The 15338-nt window shown below is 71.7% G+C and carries 13 protein-coding genes and 1 pseudogene; 4 read left to right on the plus strand and 10 right to left on the minus strand.

All coding sequences use genetic code 11. The annotated features are described in order from the left end of the window. Nucleotides 1-70: 70 nt before the first annotated feature. Entirely contained in the window at nucleotides 71-760 is a 690-nt protein-coding gene (ribA, locus tag ACFYX0_RS23350) for a GTP cyclohydrolase II (RefSeq protein ID WP_355911061.1), read from the minus strand. 53 nt (nucleotides 761-813) lie between these two features. Here ribA and ACFYX0_RS23355 point away from each other — a divergent pair, with 53 nt between their 5' ends. Beyond that, a complete protein-coding gene (locus tag ACFYX0_RS23355) occupies nucleotides 814-1677 on the plus strand; it encodes a creatininase family protein (protein ID WP_388972824.1) in 864 nt (287 codons plus the stop codon). Between the two features lie 332 nt (nucleotides 1678-2009). Here the strand turns inward: ACFYX0_RS23355 and ACFYX0_RS23360 are convergent. From ACFYX0_RS23360 to ACFYX0_RS23380, 5 genes and pseudogenes are all read right to left on the minus strand, one after another. Beyond that, nucleotides 2010-2981, minus strand: a pseudogene (locus ACFYX0_RS23360) (lysylphosphatidylglycerol synthase transmembrane domain-containing protein); the annotation flags it as partial. Next, a complete protein-coding gene (locus ACFYX0_RS23365; protein ID WP_388972826.1) occupies nucleotides 2978-3910 on the minus strand; it encodes a class I SAM-dependent methyltransferase in 933 nt (310 codons plus the stop codon). The gene ACFYX0_RS23365 and the pseudogene ACFYX0_RS23360, both read right to left, overlap by 4 nt. Next, a complete protein-coding gene (locus ACFYX0_RS23370) occupies nucleotides 3907-5121 on the minus strand; it encodes a glycosyltransferase family 4 protein (RefSeq protein ID WP_388972828.1) in 1215 nt (404 codons plus the stop codon). Before ACFYX0_RS23370 ends, ACFYX0_RS23365 begins: the two co-directional genes overlap by 4 nt. Then, nucleotides 5118-5516: a 6-carboxytetrahydropterin synthase gene (locus tag ACFYX0_RS23375; RefSeq protein ID WP_311693997.1), complete on the minus strand. Its 399-nt coding sequence runs from the start codon at nucleotides 5514-5516 to the stop codon at nucleotides 5118-5120. The genes ACFYX0_RS23370 and ACFYX0_RS23375 overlap by 4 nt, the downstream gene beginning before the upstream one ends. 189 nt (nucleotides 5517-5705) lie before the next feature. Then, nucleotides 5706-6686, minus strand: a complete 981-nt coding sequence (locus tag ACFYX0_RS23380) for a zinc-binding alcohol dehydrogenase (protein WP_388972829.1) — start codon at nucleotides 6684-6686, stop codon at nucleotides 5706-5708. Nucleotides 6687-6795: 109 nt separating this feature from the next. On the opposite strand from ACFYX0_RS23380, the gene ACFYX0_RS23385 reads away from it, so the two are divergent. After that, nucleotides 6796-7584 (plus strand): CDP-alcohol phosphatidyltransferase family protein, encoded by a 789-nt coding sequence (locus ACFYX0_RS23385; RefSeq protein WP_388972831.1) that lies wholly within the window; start codon nucleotides 6796-6798, stop codon nucleotides 7582-7584. A 182-nt stretch (nucleotides 7585-7766) separates the two neighbouring features. Next, nucleotides 7767-8276 carry a hypothetical protein gene (locus tag ACFYX0_RS23390; RefSeq protein WP_388972832.1) on the plus strand — a complete coding sequence of 170 codons (510 nt, stop codon included), beginning with the start codon at nucleotides 7767-7769 and terminating at the stop codon, nucleotides 8274-8276. Nucleotides 8277-8337: 61 nt separating this feature from the next. Here the strand turns inward: ACFYX0_RS23390 and ACFYX0_RS23395 are convergent, their stop codons facing one another. From ACFYX0_RS23395 to ACFYX0_RS23405, 3 genes are all read right to left on the minus strand, one after another. Then, a complete protein-coding gene (locus ACFYX0_RS23395) occupies nucleotides 8338-8793 on the minus strand; it encodes an RpiB/LacA/LacB family sugar-phosphate isomerase (RefSeq protein WP_355911075.1) in 456 nt (151 codons plus the stop codon). 52 nt (nucleotides 8794-8845) lie between these two features. Then, complete coding sequence (locus ACFYX0_RS23400) at nucleotides 8846-9874, minus strand: LLM class flavin-dependent oxidoreductase (RefSeq protein WP_388972834.1); 1029 nt, start codon at nucleotides 9872-9874, stop codon at nucleotides 8846-8848. Between the two features lie 121 nt (nucleotides 9875-9995). Beyond that, the gene (locus tag ACFYX0_RS23405) at nucleotides 9996-10559 is read right to left on the minus strand and encodes an NAD(P)H-dependent oxidoreductase (protein WP_355911080.1); all 564 of its coding nucleotides are present in this window, start codon (nucleotides 10557-10559) and stop codon (nucleotides 9996-9998) included. Between the two features lie 116 nt (nucleotides 10560-10675). Between ACFYX0_RS23405 and ACFYX0_RS23410 the strand changes: the two genes are divergently transcribed. Next, nucleotides 10676-11167: a MarR family winged helix-turn-helix transcriptional regulator gene (locus ACFYX0_RS23410; RefSeq protein ID WP_388972836.1), complete on the plus strand. Its 492-nt coding sequence runs from the start codon at nucleotides 10676-10678 to the stop codon at nucleotides 11165-11167. 100 nt (nucleotides 11168-11267) lie between these two features. On the opposite strand, the gene ACFYX0_RS23415 is transcribed toward ACFYX0_RS23410, so the two are convergent. Next, nucleotides 11268-15197, minus strand: a complete 3930-nt coding sequence (locus tag ACFYX0_RS23415) for a hypothetical protein (protein WP_388972838.1) — start codon at nucleotides 15195-15197, stop codon at nucleotides 11268-11270. Nucleotides 15198-15338 lie beyond the last annotated feature (141 nt).

The following is a 15338-nucleotide window of genomic DNA, read 5'->3' on the forward strand; positions in this document are numbered from 1 at the left end:
CCGCCGGTGCCGGTGTGCCGACCCGTGTGCGGGCGCGGCGGCCGGCGCCGGGCGGCCGCCGCGCACCCGCTCATGAGGAGTGCACCACCGCGTCGAGGTGCGGCAGGTAGTGGTCGAGCCGCTCCCGCTTGGTGCGCAGATACGTGATGTTGTTCTCGCACGGCGGTATCAGCAGCGACACCTGCTCGTCGATCTTGATGCCGTGCTTGAGGAGCGCCTCCCGCTTGCGCGGGTTGTTGGAGAGCAGCCGCACGGACCGGACACCGAGGTCGTGCAGGATCTCCGCCGCGACCCGGTAGTCGCGCGCGTCCACCGGCAGACCGAGGGCGAGGTTCGCCTCCACCGTGTCCAGGCCCTCCGACTGCAGCTTCATCGCGCGCAGCTTGGCGAGCAGGCCGATCCCGCGGCCCTCATGGCCGCGCAGATAGACGAGAACGCCGCGTCCCGCGGCCACGATCTCGCGCAGCGCGGTGGAGAGTTGGGGCCCGCACTCGCAGTGCGTCGAGCCGAAGGCGTCCCCCGTCAGGCACTCGGAATGGAGGCGGACGAGCATGCCCTCTTCCTCGATGTCGCCGTACACCAGGGCGACTTGTTCGTCACCGCGGTCGTGGTCGAGGTAGCCGACGGCCTGGAAATCACCGTACTTGGTCGGCAGGGGGGCATTCACGACCCGGGTGACCCCGGAGGACGGACCATTCACCACTCGGGGGACTCCCGAGAGGTGGGCATTGCCGCCGAGCACCCCATCGATGTCTGTCATGATCTATTCCTATCTGTAAGCGCAGGCGGTACGAGACGAAAGGCCGTGGAACCATGAGCGGTTCGGGAAATACGGAAACTTCTGGGACGCGGTCGGCGGATGACACGGTCGCCCCCGGGCGGACGCCGGGGCGCGGCGCGGATGTGCTGCCGTCGGACACCTCGCGGGACGTACGGGTCCGGGCGGAAGGGGTGAGCCGCCAGGTCGCCGTGCTTCCCGTGGGCAGTTTCGAACAGCACGGTCCCTACCTGCCGTTGGCGACGGACACACTGGTCGCGTGTGCGATCGCGCGCGAGGTCGCCGCCGCGTATCCGGTTCACCTCCTTCCTCCCGTGACGATCTCCTGTTCGCACGAGCACGCGGACTGGCCGGGAACCGTGAGCATTTCCTCGGTCACCCTCCACGCGGTGGTACGGGACATCGCCGCATCCCTGCGCCGCTCGGGCATCGAGGCCCTGGTTCTGGTGAACGGCCACGGCGGGAATTACGTCCTCGGCAATGTAGTCCAGGAATCCGCGGGCAGCGGTGTCCGGATGGCACTTTTCCCGGCCCCGGAGGACTGGGAGGCGGCTCGGGAACGGGCCGGTGTGCACACCTCGTTGCTCAGTGACATGCATGCCGGGGAAATCGAGACCTCCATTCTTCTGCACTGCCATCCCGAATTGGTCAGGTCCGGTTACGAGACGACGGACTTCATCGCCGACGACCGCAGGCATCTCCTTACCCTCGGCATGTCGGCCTATACGGAGTCCGGTGTCATCGGGCGTCCTTCACTGGGTTCCGCGGAGAAGGGGAAGCACTTGCTCGCGGCGCTCGCCGACTCCTTCGCGCCGTACTTCTCCTTGGTCGCCTCGGAGGAGCCCGCCGCGAGCGGCCTGCCCGGAGCCAAGGCTGCGAAGGGCGCACAGCGGCCCTGACGCCGCGTCAGCAGCGAACGTCGCGACCCGGGGGGCGAACGCGGATAGGGAGCGTAGGGCACGAGGGCAGGGAGCGCGTGGGGGGAACGCTCCGGGCCCTGTGCCGAGGGCTCCTTCAACGCCTCCGAGGCACCTGGCACATCGGCGGACCCGGCCGGCTCCACCGACTCGACGAGCTCGACCGATCCGGCCCCGCGGGCGGGCTGCGCGTCCGTCGTCGTCGCACGCGGGCCGCGCAGTCCCGTGTACCACCGGGCGAGGAGTACGACGATCCCGGGCAGGCTCGCGACAAAGCTGAGGACGCCGTACACCACCGCGACGCTGAGCCCCATGTCCGCGCCGAGGCCCGCCGCTCCGAACGCCCAGGCGGTGACGCCCTCGCGGGGGCCCCAGCCGCCGACGTTCAGCGGCAGCCCCATGGCGATGAGGGCGAGCAGGGCCAGGGGCAGCAGGGTGGCCGGGGACGCGTGCGACCCGGCGGCGCGTGCGGCCACCAGGAACATCAGCAGATGCCCGGCGAGCACGACGACCGACGAGAGCAGCACCGCGGGCCAACTGCCGCGGGCCAGCAGCGCGGTGCGCGCCTCGGCGAGCGTGGCCCGGAGCGCGCGGGACCGCCGCGAGGGGCGAGCCGCCCGGCCCATCCGCAACGCCGCCACGACGGCGAGCACACCGAGGATCGCGAGCGCCGACAGCGCGACCCCGTGGCGAGCCTGCGTGAGCACCGGCGAGGGGAACGTGAGCAGCACCGGCACGCCGACAGCCACAAGAGCCACCTGGCCGGCGGTGCGTTCCAGGACCACGGCGCGCACACCGCGTCCGACGTCCCCGGCGCTCTGCCCGTGCCGCACCGCGCGGTGCACGTCGCCGAGCACCCCGCCGGGGAGCGCCGCGTTGAGGAACAGCGCGCGGTAGTAGTCGGCGACGGCGGCGCCGAGCGGCAGCCGGATGTCCAGGGCGCGGGCGACACGGCACCAGCGCCAGGCGCTGAACACGGTGGTCAGCATGCCGATCCCGAGCCCCGCGAGCAGGGTCGGGACGTCGATCCGGCGCAGCCCGTCGAGGAACACGCCGGTGCCGAGCCGCCACAGGAGCACGCCGAGGATGGCGGCTCCGGCGACCGTGCCGAGATGCGTGCGCAGGGCGCGCGGGAAGAAGCGGCGACGCGCCGTCGGCTTCTCGTCCGCGCCCGCCGGGCCGTCACCCGGCGCGGTGGGCGCGGTGTCCGGGGTGAGGACCGCGGTGGCCGAGGCCTCGCGGATCTCCTCCCCCGGCTGCCCCGGGGCGAGCGTCCGCGCCGTCATCCCGCCCCTCCCGCCGGTCGCGGCAGGACCAGGATGTCGCTGTGGTGCACGACCACACCCACCCGGCCCGCCGCGCAGTCGGCCAGACGGTCCTGGAGATACGTCTCCGCACGCTGCGCGAGCTCCGGCCGCTGATCCACGGCCGCACCGACCCAGCCGCGCAGCCATTCGGCGGTCAGTTCCGCCTGCTCGGCGCCGAGCCGCCACGGGCTCGGATGCACCCGTACGGTCGCGCCCAGCCGCCCGAAGACCTCGCATGCCTCACGGACCGCGTCCGGGCCGAGGAGGCCACCGCGGCGCTGATGGGCGTTGAAGGCGTCGGCGATCTCCTGGTCCATGGGGTGCGCGGGGGTCAGTTCCACGCGTCCGACGACGGACAGGGTGAGCAGCGCCGGGCAGCCGGCGCCGACGCAGGCCGCGGCGAACGTCTCCATCTCGTCGGCGGTGAGGACGTCGAGCAGCGCGGAGGCGGTCACCAACGAGGCTCCCGCCAGGGCGTCCGGCGTGAGCCGGCCGATGTCGCCGCGCTGGGTGGTGACGGTGACCCGGCTGCCGTCGGCGGCCGCCTTGGGGGCGCCGACCGTGGCGAAGTGCAGCAGATAGGGGTCCCGGTCGTGCAGGATCCAGTGCTGGGCGCCGTCGAGGAGCGGGGCGAGCCAGCGGCCCATCGAACCGGTGCCGCAGCCCAGGTCGTGCACCACCAGGTCGGTGGCGCGACCGGACCGGTTGGCGAGCCGGATCCGCAGCGGGTCGAGCAGTTCGTGTGCCCGGGCCGCCGCGTCCGCGGGTTCGCGCAGTTGCAGCCACTGCGGGGCGTACCGGGGGACCTCGGGCTCGGTGCCGCCGGGTGACGGTATCGCGGCGAGAGTGGCGGGCTCGGCGGGCTCGGGGTGCGCCTGGGGTCCGGGGGGAGTCGTACTCGTGCTCATGCCGCCCTCCGGGGTTCGTGGCGCAGCTTGGCGAGGACACCCGCCAGGCTGCGGGCCGTGGTGGCCCAGCCGTCCAGTGCGGCCCGGCGGCCGCGCGCGGCGGCCTTCAGCCGGCGCCGTACGTCCGCCTCGCCGAACCAGCCGCGCAGCTCGGCGGCCAGCGCGGCGGGGTCCTCCGGCGGTACGAGGATGCCGGGCACCCCGCCGTCGGGTGCGCGGCCGACCGCCTCCGGCAGCCCGCCGACGTCGGTGGCGAGGACCGGGATGCCGCGGGCGAGCGCCTCGGTGACGGCCATGCCGTACGTCTCCGCGTACGACGTCAGGACCATGAGGTCGGCGGCGGCATAGCTGGCGTCGAGCGCGGCGCCGGACTGCGGTCCGACGAGGTGCAGCCGGTCGCCGAGGCCGTGGGCGTCGATGAGGTCGCGCAGCCGGGCCACGTACTCGGGGTCGTTGCCGAGCCCGCCGACGCAGTGGCAGCTCCACGGCAGGTCCTTGACGGTGGCGAGAGCCTCGATCAGCCGGTGCTGACCCTTGCGCGGGGTGACCGCGGCGACGCACAGCAGCCGTGAGACGCCGTCGGTGCCGGGGGCCAGGGGCGCGATGTCGGCGCCGGGCGCGGCGGCGTGCACGCGCTCGGGGGCGAGTCCGTGGTGGGAGACGAGCCGGCGCACGGCCCAGTCGCTGGTGGCGACGACGGCGGACACGGCCCGCAGGGTGACGCGCTCCTTGGCGTCGAGTTCGGCCGCGGTCGCCGAGTCGAGGCCCGTCTCGTCCCCGAGCGGCAGATGCACGAGGACGGCGAGGCAGAGGCGTTCCGCCTCGGGGGTGATGATCTCGGGGACGCCGCAGGCGAGCAGGCCGTCCAGCAGGACGACCGTGCCGTCGGGCAGTTCCCGCAGCGTACGGGCGAGTTCCGCGCGGGCGGCGGCCCCGGGCCGGGGCCAGGTGCCGTCGACGGTGTGCTGCTGGACCTGCCAGCCGAAGCCGGGCAGGTCGAGGCAGATACGGCGGTCGTAGGCGTTGCCGCCGCTGGGGGTGGCCGGGTCGTCGACGCCGCCCGGCATGACGAAGTGCACGGTGCGCAGGGACATGGGGATGATGTCGGCGTTCTTCAGGGCCGTGTTCTGCACGGGCACGTAGTTCAACCGGCTGTGGGACGCCCGGCCGCGGGAGTCCGGGGACGCGTGGTCGATGGTCGTGTCCGTCACAGGGCACGCTCGTAACTCGCCCAGGCGATGTGCGACTCGTGCAGCGTGACGGTGAGGGCGGCGATGCCCCGTGCGTTCTCGCCCAGCGCTCCCTTGTGGATCCGCTCGGCCAGGCGGTCCGCGATCACCTTGGCCAGGAACTCCGTCGAGGTGTTGGTGTTCGCGAAGTCGGGCTCGTTGTCGAGGTTGCGATAGTTGAGCTCGCTCACCACGGCGCCCAGCTCCTGCGTGGCCAGTCCGATGTCGACGACGATGTTGTCGTCGTCCAGCTCGGCGCGGCGGAAGGTTGCGTCCACGAGGAACGTCGCCCCGTGCAGGCGCTGCGCGGGCCCGAAGACCTCGCCACGGAAGCTGTGGGCGATCATCAGGTGATCGCGGACGGTGATGCTGAACAACGGACGACCCTCCAGGTGCGGTGCGTCTGGCCCCCTGCTGGGGCATGTTGTGTAGTACGGCCGACTCCGGCGCGTTGTTCAGCTGCCCGTTCTCCTTGTTGCGAGGTTTTCTGCGAATTCCCAGTGGGTTTCCCAGGAGTCCGGACAACTCGGGCTGCGGGGCCGGGACCAGGGCGTGTTGCGACCGGCTCAGCCGGCGGTGTAGCGGATGCGGTGGCACAGCCCCTTGAGATCGCCGTGCGCGAGGCGTGGCAGCACGTCGGGGAGCTCGTCGAAGGTGGACTCGCCGGTGATGAGCGCGTCGAAGGCGGGGTCGGCGAGCAGCCGCAGGGCGAGGGCCATCCGGTCGCCGTAGGTGCGTCCGGAGCGGGCGCGCGGCGAGACGGTGCCGACCTGGCTGCTGCGCAGGGTCAGGCGGCGCGAGTGGAACGCCTCGCCGAGCGGCAGGGTGATCCGCCGGTCGCCGTACCAGCTGAGTTCGACGACCGTGCCTTCCGGGGCGAGCAGTTCCAGGGACCGTAGGAGCCCCTGTTCGGTCGCGCTCGCGTGGACGACGAGGTCGCACTCCCCGAGCGCGTCCTCGGGCAGCGCGAAGTCCACACCGAGTGCTCGGGCGGTCTCGGCGCGGGCGGGATCGGCGTCCACGAGCTGGACACGGACCCCGGGGTGACGTACGAGGAGGGCGGCGACGGAGCAGCCGACCATGCCACCGCCGACCACGGCGATCCGGTCCCCGACGAGGGGACCGGCGTCCCAGACCGCGTTGACGGCGGTCTCCACGGTGCCGGCGAGGACGGCCCGGTGGGCGGGTACGGCGTCCGGTACGACGGTGACGGCCGAGGCTGGGACCACATACCGGCTCTGGTGCGGATACAGGCAGAAGACGGTACGTCCGACCAGGTCGGCGGGCCCGTACTCCACCTGTCCGACGCTCAGATAGCCATACTTCACGGGGGCCGGGAAGTCGCCCTCCTGGAACGGGGCACGCATGGCGGCTTGCTGGCTCTCCGGCACGCCACCGCGGAAGACGAGGGTCTCGGTGCCGCGGCTGACGCCCGAGTACAGCGTGCGCACGAGCACATCGCCGTCACCGGGCTCCTCGAGCCCGACGTCGCGCACCTCCGCGTGGCCCGGCGAACGCAGCCAGAAGGCCCGAGCTGTGAGATCCATATGCGTCCTCCTGAACGATCGGCCCACTCTTCACGTACCGCAACTACGAGGAGTCGCGCACAACGTACGCGGCGAAGATCGAATCTGTCACTTGGCCGGAGGGTGAGCGGTGGCCCTGAACCACATGTACGACGCGAGGCTGTTGCAGCAGGAGACGACCGTAGGGGCGGGCGTGCAGGTGCTGCTGCTGACCTTGCTGGGCACGGCGATCGGGATGGGCCCGGCCGGCTGGCTGACGGGCCTTGCGTTCGCACTCGCCACCTGGGCCGTCCTCACCCGTGCCGTGCTCCGTTCCCGGCTGCGCTCCTTCGGCCCGGCCAACCGGGTGACGCTCGGCCGGGCCACACTGGTCGGCGGCGTCACGGCACTGGTGGCGGACTCGTTCGAGAGCTCACCGCCGGTGACCGTGCTCGTGGCGCTGACCGCGGTGGCGCTGATCCTGGACGGCGTGGACGGCAAGGTGGCCCGCCGCACCGGCACGTCGACCGCGCTCGGCGCGCGCTTCGACATGGAGGTCGACGCGTTCCTGATCCTGGTGCTGAGCGTCTATGTGTCGATGTCGCTGGGCCCGTGGGTGCTGCTGATCGGCGGGATGCGGTACGTGTTCGTGGCGGCGGCCCGGGTGCTGCCGTGGCTGAACGGCCAACTGCCGCCGAGCATGGCGCGCAAGACGGTGGCGGCCCTGCAGGGCGTCGCGCTGCTGGTCGCCGGTTCCGGGTATCTGCCGTACGCCGCTACGGCGGCCGTCGTCACGGGCGCGCTGGCGTCCCTGCTGTGGTCGTTCGGGCGGGATGTGCTGTGGCTGTGGAGCGTTCGGGACCGGGGGCAGGACCAGGCGGGCGCGGCGGCGGACGGCACCGTGCTGCGGCCGGTGCCGGAACTGGTGGCGGGCGGCTGAGCGAAGGCGGGGCCGATCTGTGGGCCGACGCCCGGTGCGGCGGCGCGCCCGGCCGCGCGTGAGGGGATGCGGAATACGCCGGATGCCCCCTCACGCCCCCGTTGCGGGAGTTCACCCGAAGTGCGTGTGCGGGCAGTGATGCGGAGGTAGTCACCGAGCCGTTCACGAGAGGAACGACCGCCATGAACCGACACCTGGCCCGCCCCGCCGGGCTCGCCGCCTCCGCCGTCCTGCTGGCCGGCGGACTGGTCGCGGCCACCGCGCCCACCGTCACCGCCGCACCCGCCAAGTACACCCAGGCGGCTGCCGCTCAGCAGTTACGGCAGGCGGGCATCCGCTGGACCTCGTCGGGCGGATGCAGCGAACGGAACAACTCCCGGTGCACGTCCTTCGAGCAGATCAACCGGACCACCGTCGCCGGTGTGATCGCCTTCAAGCGGGCGAGCGGATGCGCGGTGACCATCACCGGCGGCACGGAGCGGGGGCACGCCCCGGGCACCTACAGTCACTGGAACGGGTACAAGGTCGACATCCACGTGACGTCGTGCGTGGACCGCTACGTCACCACCAAGTTCCGCGACATCGGTCCGCGCCCCGGCGACCACGCGAAGCAGTACAGGTCACCCGCGGGGAACGTCTACGCCCGTGAGGGCTCGCACTGGGACGTGACCTACCTCAACGGCAACCTGTGACCGGGGCGGTGGTGGGAGCAGACCACCGTCGCCCCACCACCGCCGGACCGGCACCGGTCCGCTACGGCGTCGGCCTGCCGCCGTCGAGCCGCCCGATCCGGGCCACGTTCTCGCGGTCGTCCGCGTCCCCGCTCGCCTCGGCCGCGAACCAGGCGTCGAGGATCTCCTTGAGCAGCGGCTCGGACGTCAGCCGCAGGCTGAGCGCCAGCACATTGGCGTCGTTCCAGCGGCGCGCCCCGTCGGCCGTGTAGGCGTCCGTGCACAGCGCCGCCCGTACGCCCGGCACCTTGTTCGCGGCGATCGAGGCCCCGGTGCCGGTCCAGCAGCACACGACGGCCTGGTCCGCCGTCCCGTCGGCGACCTCTCGGGCCGCGGCCTCCGAGCACGCCGCCCACTGGGCGTCGTCATCGGGGCGCAGGGCACCGTGGACCAGCACCTCGTGGCCGCGACCGCGCAGTTCCCCGACGAGGCTGCGGGCGACCGGTTCGTCCATGTCCGAGGAGACGGAGATCCGCATACCCGGAGACTACCGCGCCCGGCGGTGACGGTCCGGCGCCCCGGCGGGCCGCTCAGGAGGCCGTCATGTCGCGCACCAGGGGCGCGACTTCGGTGCCGAACAGCTCGATGCAGGCCATCAGGGACGCGTGCGGCATACCGTGCATCCCGTACTTCAGGTCGAAGCGGGACGCGCCCAGGGTGCGGAGCGTGTCGGCGATCTTCCGCGCGACGGTTTCGGGCGATCCGACGTACAGGGCACCGTCCGGGCCGGCGTCGTGCCGGAACTGCTCGAAGGTGGGCGCCCGGAATCCCCGTTGCACGGCGACCTTCCGGATCGTGCGCTCGTAGTACGGCCAGAACTCCGCCACGGCCTGTTCGTCCGTCACCGCGACATGTCCCGGGGAGTGCACACCCACGGGCCGCTCCGGCTGCCCGAACCTGTCGAGGGCCTCGCGGAAGAGGGCGGAGAAGGGGGCGAACCGTGCCGTCGGGCCGCCGATGATCGCCAGCATCAGCGAGAAGCCGTACCGCGCAGTGCGGATCACCGACTCGGGGCTGCCGCCGACGCCGATCCAGGTGGGTATCGCCCCGGACTCGCTGTGCGGGTGGACGGACAGACCGTCCAGACTCGCACGGGTGCGGCCGGACCAGTGGACGGGCTTCTCCTTGAGGAGCTCGGCGAACAGGTTGACCTTCTCCTCGAAGAGCAGGTCGTAGTCGGCGAGGTCGTAGCCGAAGAGCGGGAAGGACTCGGTGCTCGACCCCCGGCCGAGGATGATCTCGGCCCGGCCGTGGGAGAGGGCGTCCAGCGTGGCGTAGCGCTGGTAGACGCGTACGGGATCGTCCGAGCTGATGACCGTGACACCCGATCCGAGCCGGATGCGCGAGGTGCGTGCGGCGATGGCTCCCAGGACCACGTCGGCGGCCGAGAGCGGCATCCAGTCGGTGTGGTGCTCCCCGATGGCGAAGTGGTCGAGTCCGACCTGATCGGCGAGGACTCCCTCCTCGACCAGCTTGCGGATCGTCTCGCCGTGCGACAGCGAGTGGCCCTCGGCGTCGTCGGTGACATCGCCGAAGGTGTCCAGTCCGAGCGTGACCATGTGTTCCTCCCCCGCACGGGCAGCGGGACGCTTCGTCATTGCGGGCTCCGGTTTCGGTAGGGCCCGCGAACGGCGAGCCGCGGTGCCCGGACCGAGGTCCGGGCACCGCTCGGGGCTGGGGTCAGTTCTTGGTGCGCAGCTGCGCGAGGGCGTCGCTCCAGGCGACGACCTGGTCGATCGTGGCCGTGAGGGCGTCGAGCTGCGCCTCGATGGGCTTGAAGACGCTGAAGTTCTCGAAGTCGGTGAACAGGGACAGCGCCACCTGGGACCGCACATCGGCCATGTGCAGCTCACCGGCGATCAGACGCAGATGCTCCACGGCGCGGGTGCCGCCGGTCGAGCCGTAGGCCACGAACCCGACCGCCTTGTGGTTCCACTCGGCGTAGAGGTAGTCGATGGCGTTCTTCAGGGCGCCGGGCACCGAGCGGTTGTACTCGGGCGTGACGATGATGAAGCCGTCGAAGGAGGCGATCTTCTCGGACCAGGCCTTGGTGTGCGGCTGCGTGTACTGCCCGAGCGACGGCGGGTAGGGCTCGTCCAGCAGCGGGAGGTTGTGGTCCGCCAGGTCGACGAGCTCGAACTCCGCGTCGGTGCGCCGGCTCGCGTTCTCCAGCACCCAGCGGGCGACGGCCTCTCCGTTCCTGCCGGGGCGCGTGCTTCCGAGAATGATGCCGATCTTGGTCATGGTCTTTTCCCTGCGCTTCCTGAATCCGAACATTCGCTTGCCTCGTCAAGTAAATACTTGCGTGAGCAAGTAGATGCGCGGAATCCTTGACTTGTCAAGCAGCTACAATCGGCGCCATGCCGTCCGCCGAACGCCCTCCGTCACCCCTCACGCCCCTCAGTGCGAGCGAGGAAGGTTTCGTGCGTGCGCTGGGCCGGGTGATGATGTTGCTGCCGCGGGCGGTGGACACCGACATGCTCCGCGACGCGCAGTTGCCGCTGTCCGAGTACACGGCCCTGATGCATCTGTCCGAGGCCCCCGGCGGTCATCTGCGGATGAACGAACTCGCCACGGTCTGCAATCTGTCGCTCAGCGGGATGACCCGGGTGGTGAACCGCCTGGAGAAGCAGGGCTTCGTCCAGCGCGCCAAGTGCGACGAGGACGGGCGCGGCTGGAACGCCGTCGTGACCGACCAGGGCCTCGCGCGCCTGGAGAAGGCCTGGCCGACGCATCTGGCCAGCGTGCGCCGCCACGTCCTGGACCATCTCGACCCCGGGGACCTCCCCCGGCTCACCGACGCCCTGCGGCACATCGTCCCGGGGGTCGGATCGGGCGGCCGGGACGCCTGACCCGGGGGGACGGTCCGCGCCGGAGGGGACGCCCGCACGACGAGACGGTCCGCGGACGCCGTGGCGCCCGCGGACCGGGATGGTCGAGCAGCGGATCGGGTCAGTACGAGAACTGCTGGATCTGGCTGCCGTCGCCCGCGTACGTCCAACCGGTCCGGGTGGCCGGGTCGAGCTGGACGGCGCGCTCGTGATGGGTTTCGAGCCGGCCGTTGTAGTTGCCGAACAGCGGGTACTCGACGCCGGTCACGGCGCCCACCGTCTTGCCCGTCTTCAGGTCGACGACGGCGATGCGGCCCGTGGCGTTGTTGTCGGCGAAGCCGTACTGCTGGAAGCCGCCCATCGGCTTCAGATCCGGGAACCGGTAGGCGAGCAGCGCCAGTTGGTGCTCACCGTCGACGGCGAGCGCACGGGGCGCCTGCCCCGTCGCGGAACCCACCGGGTCCCCGCTGGGCAACTGCGCGAAGTACCCGGTGCCGGCGAAGTTGACGCTGAGCGAGTGGTACCACGTTTCGTAGAGGCCGCCCTTCTGGTCGGAGGCGAGGGTATCGGCGCAGGGGACTCCGCCCTGGCTGTGGGTGACCGTTCCGTTGTCCAGGTCGACCGCGGCCACGGTGCCGGACCCCATCGAGGCCAAGCAGTTGACGCCGATCCCGGACTTCTGCGCGGAGAAGACGCCGGTCGACTCGTCCACGTCCAGCAGGCCGTACGTGGAAAAGCCGTCCGAGGTGGGGTCGAGCTGGATCGGCGTCCCCTGAGCGCCGGTCGCCGTGTCCACGGGGAGCACGAAGCCCGCGTGGTCATTCGAACGGTAGGCGAGCACCGCCGCACGGTGACGCTCGGCGTCCACCCGCCCGCCCGTCACGACGTACTGGTCGTCGACCCGCACCGGACTGCCGACTGCGTCGCCGGTGCTCGTGTCGTAGGTCTCGAGCCACTGCTCGCCGGTCGTGGTCTGCTTGTGCAGGACCAGCGTGTGGTGGGCGGAGTCGACGCCGAACACCTCGTAGATGGAGCCGTACGCGGGGTCGCTCGTCAACTTGCGCCCATAGGTTCCGGTGGCGGCGTCGTAGTCGTACACCGAGCCTTCGCCGGTGGGGCTTTCGACCGCCGCGACGGACGTGCCGCCGGGGACGATCGCGAAATCGGTCAGGTTTGTGCCGTCGGGAGTCGGTCCGTCGTCGTACGCCAGCAGCGACGTCGGCGAAGCCTGCCCGACTGTCTTGCCTTGCCCGTCGACGGCGAACACCCGCAGGTCGTAATCGGTCGATGAAGGCACCTTGAGTGCGAGGGCGTCGAGGTCCACCGTGCCCCTGGTGCCCTTCAGCGACCGGTCGAGGGTGGCCGGGCTGTTCACACCGTCGTGGTCGCGGGTGGTGCCGTTCTGGTTGCTGACCAGGTTGTACGAGTTGTACATGTTCGGTCCGGGCGCGGAGAACTCCAGGAGGGTGCCCACAGCGCCCTTGACCCGCGACACGTCGTAGTGCACCGAGAACCGCGGTGCGGCCCGGTTGATCTCCAGCAGATGACCGAACTCCCCGGATGCCGTCGCGGCCAGCGTCGGCGCCGCCGGGCGTTGCGAGGAGTCACCGCCGCCGACCCGGACCGAGGCGAACTCGCCGTACACCGGGCCGCGCTTGGAGCTGCCTGTGGGGTTCTGGACGATACCGATCCCGTAGATGCCTCCGCCGGCGGAGAAGGCGTCGGCGGGGACGGTGAGCGTGCCGCGAAGTCCCGTCAGCGGGGCGGTGTAGGAGGCGGAGAAGATGGGTGCCGACGCGGGGTTCCAGTGGCCGACCCCCGACACGACCAGTTGGGGCGAGCTGACGTTCCGCACTCCGGTGAGGTCGTAGCTCACCTGCACGGAGTGCCCCGCCTCGGCCACGGGCCGGACCACCGGGGCGAGCGCCTCAGCATAGCCGCCGTCCGTGGGGCCGAAGGTCAGCTCGTGGGTGGCGGAAGCCAGCACCTGGTGGCCGCGGCGCACCTCGAAGGTGAGCGAGAGCTGACGGTCCGTCGTGGCGACGACCGGCAGTCCGGCCGCCGTCAGCATCTGCGTGGGGGTCAGCCGGATCGCCGGCACATCGGAGGCGAACGTGTGACGCCCGATGCGCAGGGCATAGCTGACGCCCTGCCGGTCGGACAGGCCGGTCACGTCGACGCCGATGGTAACCGGCCCCACCAGGCCCTCCCCGGTGGCCGCTGCGCCCGTGCCCGGTCCGGCCAGGTCGATGCGTCCGGGGTCGGTGGCCTCCAGGTACGAGCCGCCGAGCCCGCCGGTGGTCTGGCGATGCGCCACCGAGAGCCGGACGATCCGGGGCAAGCCCGTACCGGTCTGGCTGCCGTGCGCCTTGGCCAGCACCGCCTGCACAGCGGCTGTGACGTCGAGCTGGGGGCCCACGTGCAGCGGCCGGTCGATCTGCGGCGGCGTGGGCACGGCCCGGCCGGTGCGCTCCAGCAGCGAGCGGACGTCATCGGGCGACGGGTGCTGCCCGGTCAGCCGCGAGGTCTGCAGCACAACCGCGGCAGCGGCCGCGATCTCGGGCGCGGACGCCGAAGTGCCCCCGCTGAGGACCTCCTTCACCGACTGTGCGGTCCGGCCCAGGTGCTCGAAGGCGGGGATGCCGTCACTGGGCGCCGAGACGTCGACGCGCGTGCCGAATCCCGAGGAGAAGACCTCGGAACCGTTGAGCCTGGTGGTCGCCCAGGTCCCGTTGCCCGACGCTGCTCCGCCGTTCTGCGGCGGCACGGACAGCGTGTCGTCGGTCGTGGTACCGCCCGCGGCGATCGCGCCGGAGTCCAGCACCTTGCTGGGCGTGGTCGACACCTGGTCGTCGTCGATCCGGGTGGTGTCGGCGGCCTTGCGCGTCACGTCGGTCGGGGTGCTGCCGCCGTCGGGCCCGACGGCTGCGTTGGTGTACAGCCGGGTGCCGTCGTTCGACGAGACCACCACGGTGATGCCGTACTGCTGCACGATCGACGCGATCACGGCCTGCGTGACCGGGTCGTCCTCCAGATAGCGGCCGGGGAATCCGAATGCGTCGGTGCCGTAGCCGAGGCTGGCGGTGATCACGTCGGGGCGCGGCTGCTGCCGGGCCGCGGCCAGCAGCGCCAGCGTGATCTGGCTGAACGTCGGCTGCTGCGGGACCACGAGCCGGTAGTTCGCGCCTGGGGCGATGCCCAGCAGGTCGGAGTTGCCGCTGCCCTCCATGCCCGGACGCTGCAGGTCGTGCGGGAGCGGAGCCATCACGGAGAAGTCCAGCAGCACCTCGCCCAGCGCGGGGTCCTCCCCCTGCGCCGAGCCTGTCGGGTCGAGTGCGCCGGTCGCGTCCGCGGTGTAGGTGGGGATCAAGGGCATCGTGGGGATGTCCAGGTACCGCCGGCCGTTCTGGACGACGGTCGTCGGACCCGACGGGCCCAGGTTCGGCGTCGACGCGTCCGTGAGGTCGCCGACCGAGACGTTGGTGATGGTCTCACCGGTGCCGGGCAGTTGGTGGAACTTCTGCTTCAGCACGCTGTAGGCGCCGGTCGCGTTCACGCCGCCCGCGTTGAGGAAGCTCTGCAGCGAGGTGCCGAGCGCCGCGTTGCCGGGCACACCGTCGGAGCCGGTCGTACCGCTGTCCTGTTCCTTCGCCGACGAGCCGGCCTTGCCCGCCGGGGCGTTCGCCGAGGAGGGCAGCGGCACGGAGCCGGTGTTCATGGGGGAGACGGTCTGGTCGGGCTCGGCGTAGACGACACCGGGTGTGGCGGCCAGCGTCCGGGCAGCCGCCGAGGCGTCGCCGCCGGCGAGCTGGACGATCTGGACCTTGGACAGGTCGATCGCCCCGGAGCCCAGCTTCGTCTGGGCGGCTGAGTGCAACTGCCGGGCCTGGGCGGCCGTGAGCCCCGGCACCAGGGGCCGCATGGAGACAGCGTGGGCCCGGTGGAGCGCGGTGTTGACGGTGGCGTTCGAGGTCAGCGGGGTACGGGCCTGCAGATTGCGTTGCTTGCCCAGTGAGGTGCCGGTCACCTGGGTGGTCGAGCCGAGCACCATGAGGACCTGGTGAGGGCTGTTCTTCTGCGCGAGCGTGGGCTTCAGGAACGAGCGCCACGGGCCGAGCGCTGAGGATCCGGGTGTGGAGGGCAGCGCGGCCCCCGCAGATCTACCTTTCGCACCGGAATCGGGCGCCGGGGT

Source organism: Streptomyces sp. NPDC002573 (assembly GCF_042889625.1).
GTDB classification, from domain to species: Bacteria; Actinomycetota; Actinomycetes; order Streptomycetales; family Streptomycetaceae; genus Streptomyces; species Streptomyces gibsoniae.

Coding starts and splice junctions, on each gene's coding strand:
- ribA (WP_355911061.1), bottom strand. CDS start 760: ATGACAGACATCGATGGGGTGCTCGGCGGCAATGCCCACCTCTCGGGA.
- ACFYX0_RS23355 (WP_388972824.1), top strand. CDS start 814: ATGAGCGGTTCGGGAAATACGGAAACTTCTGGGACGCGGTCGGCGGAT.
- ACFYX0_RS23365 (WP_388972826.1), bottom strand. CDS start 3,910: ATGAGCACGAGTACGACTCCCCCCGGACCCCAGGCGCACCCCGAGCCC.
- ACFYX0_RS23380 (WP_388972829.1), bottom strand. CDS start 6,686: ATGGATCTCACAGCTCGGGCCTTCTGGCTGCGTTCGCCGGGCCACGCG.
- ACFYX0_RS23390 (WP_388972832.1), top strand. CDS start 7,767: ATGAACCGACACCTGGCCCGCCCCGCCGGGCTCGCCGCCTCCGCCGTC.
- ACFYX0_RS23395 (WP_355911075.1), bottom strand. CDS start 8,793: ATGCGGATCTCCGTCTCCTCGGACATGGACGAACCGGTCGCCCGCAGC.
- ACFYX0_RS23400 (WP_388972834.1), bottom strand. CDS start 9,874: ATGGTCACGCTCGGACTGGACACCTTCGGCGATGTCACCGACGACGCC.
- ACFYX0_RS23405 (WP_355911080.1), bottom strand. CDS start 10,559: ATGACCAAGATCGGCATCATTCTCGGAAGCACGCGCCCCGGCAGGAAC.
- ACFYX0_RS23410 (WP_388972836.1), top strand. CDS start 10,676: ATGCCGTCCGCCGAACGCCCTCCGTCACCCCTCACGCCCCTCAGTGCG.
- ACFYX0_RS23415 (WP_388972838.1), bottom strand. CDS start 15,197: ATGGTGCTCGGCTCGACCACCCAGGTGACCGGCACCTCACTGGGCAAG.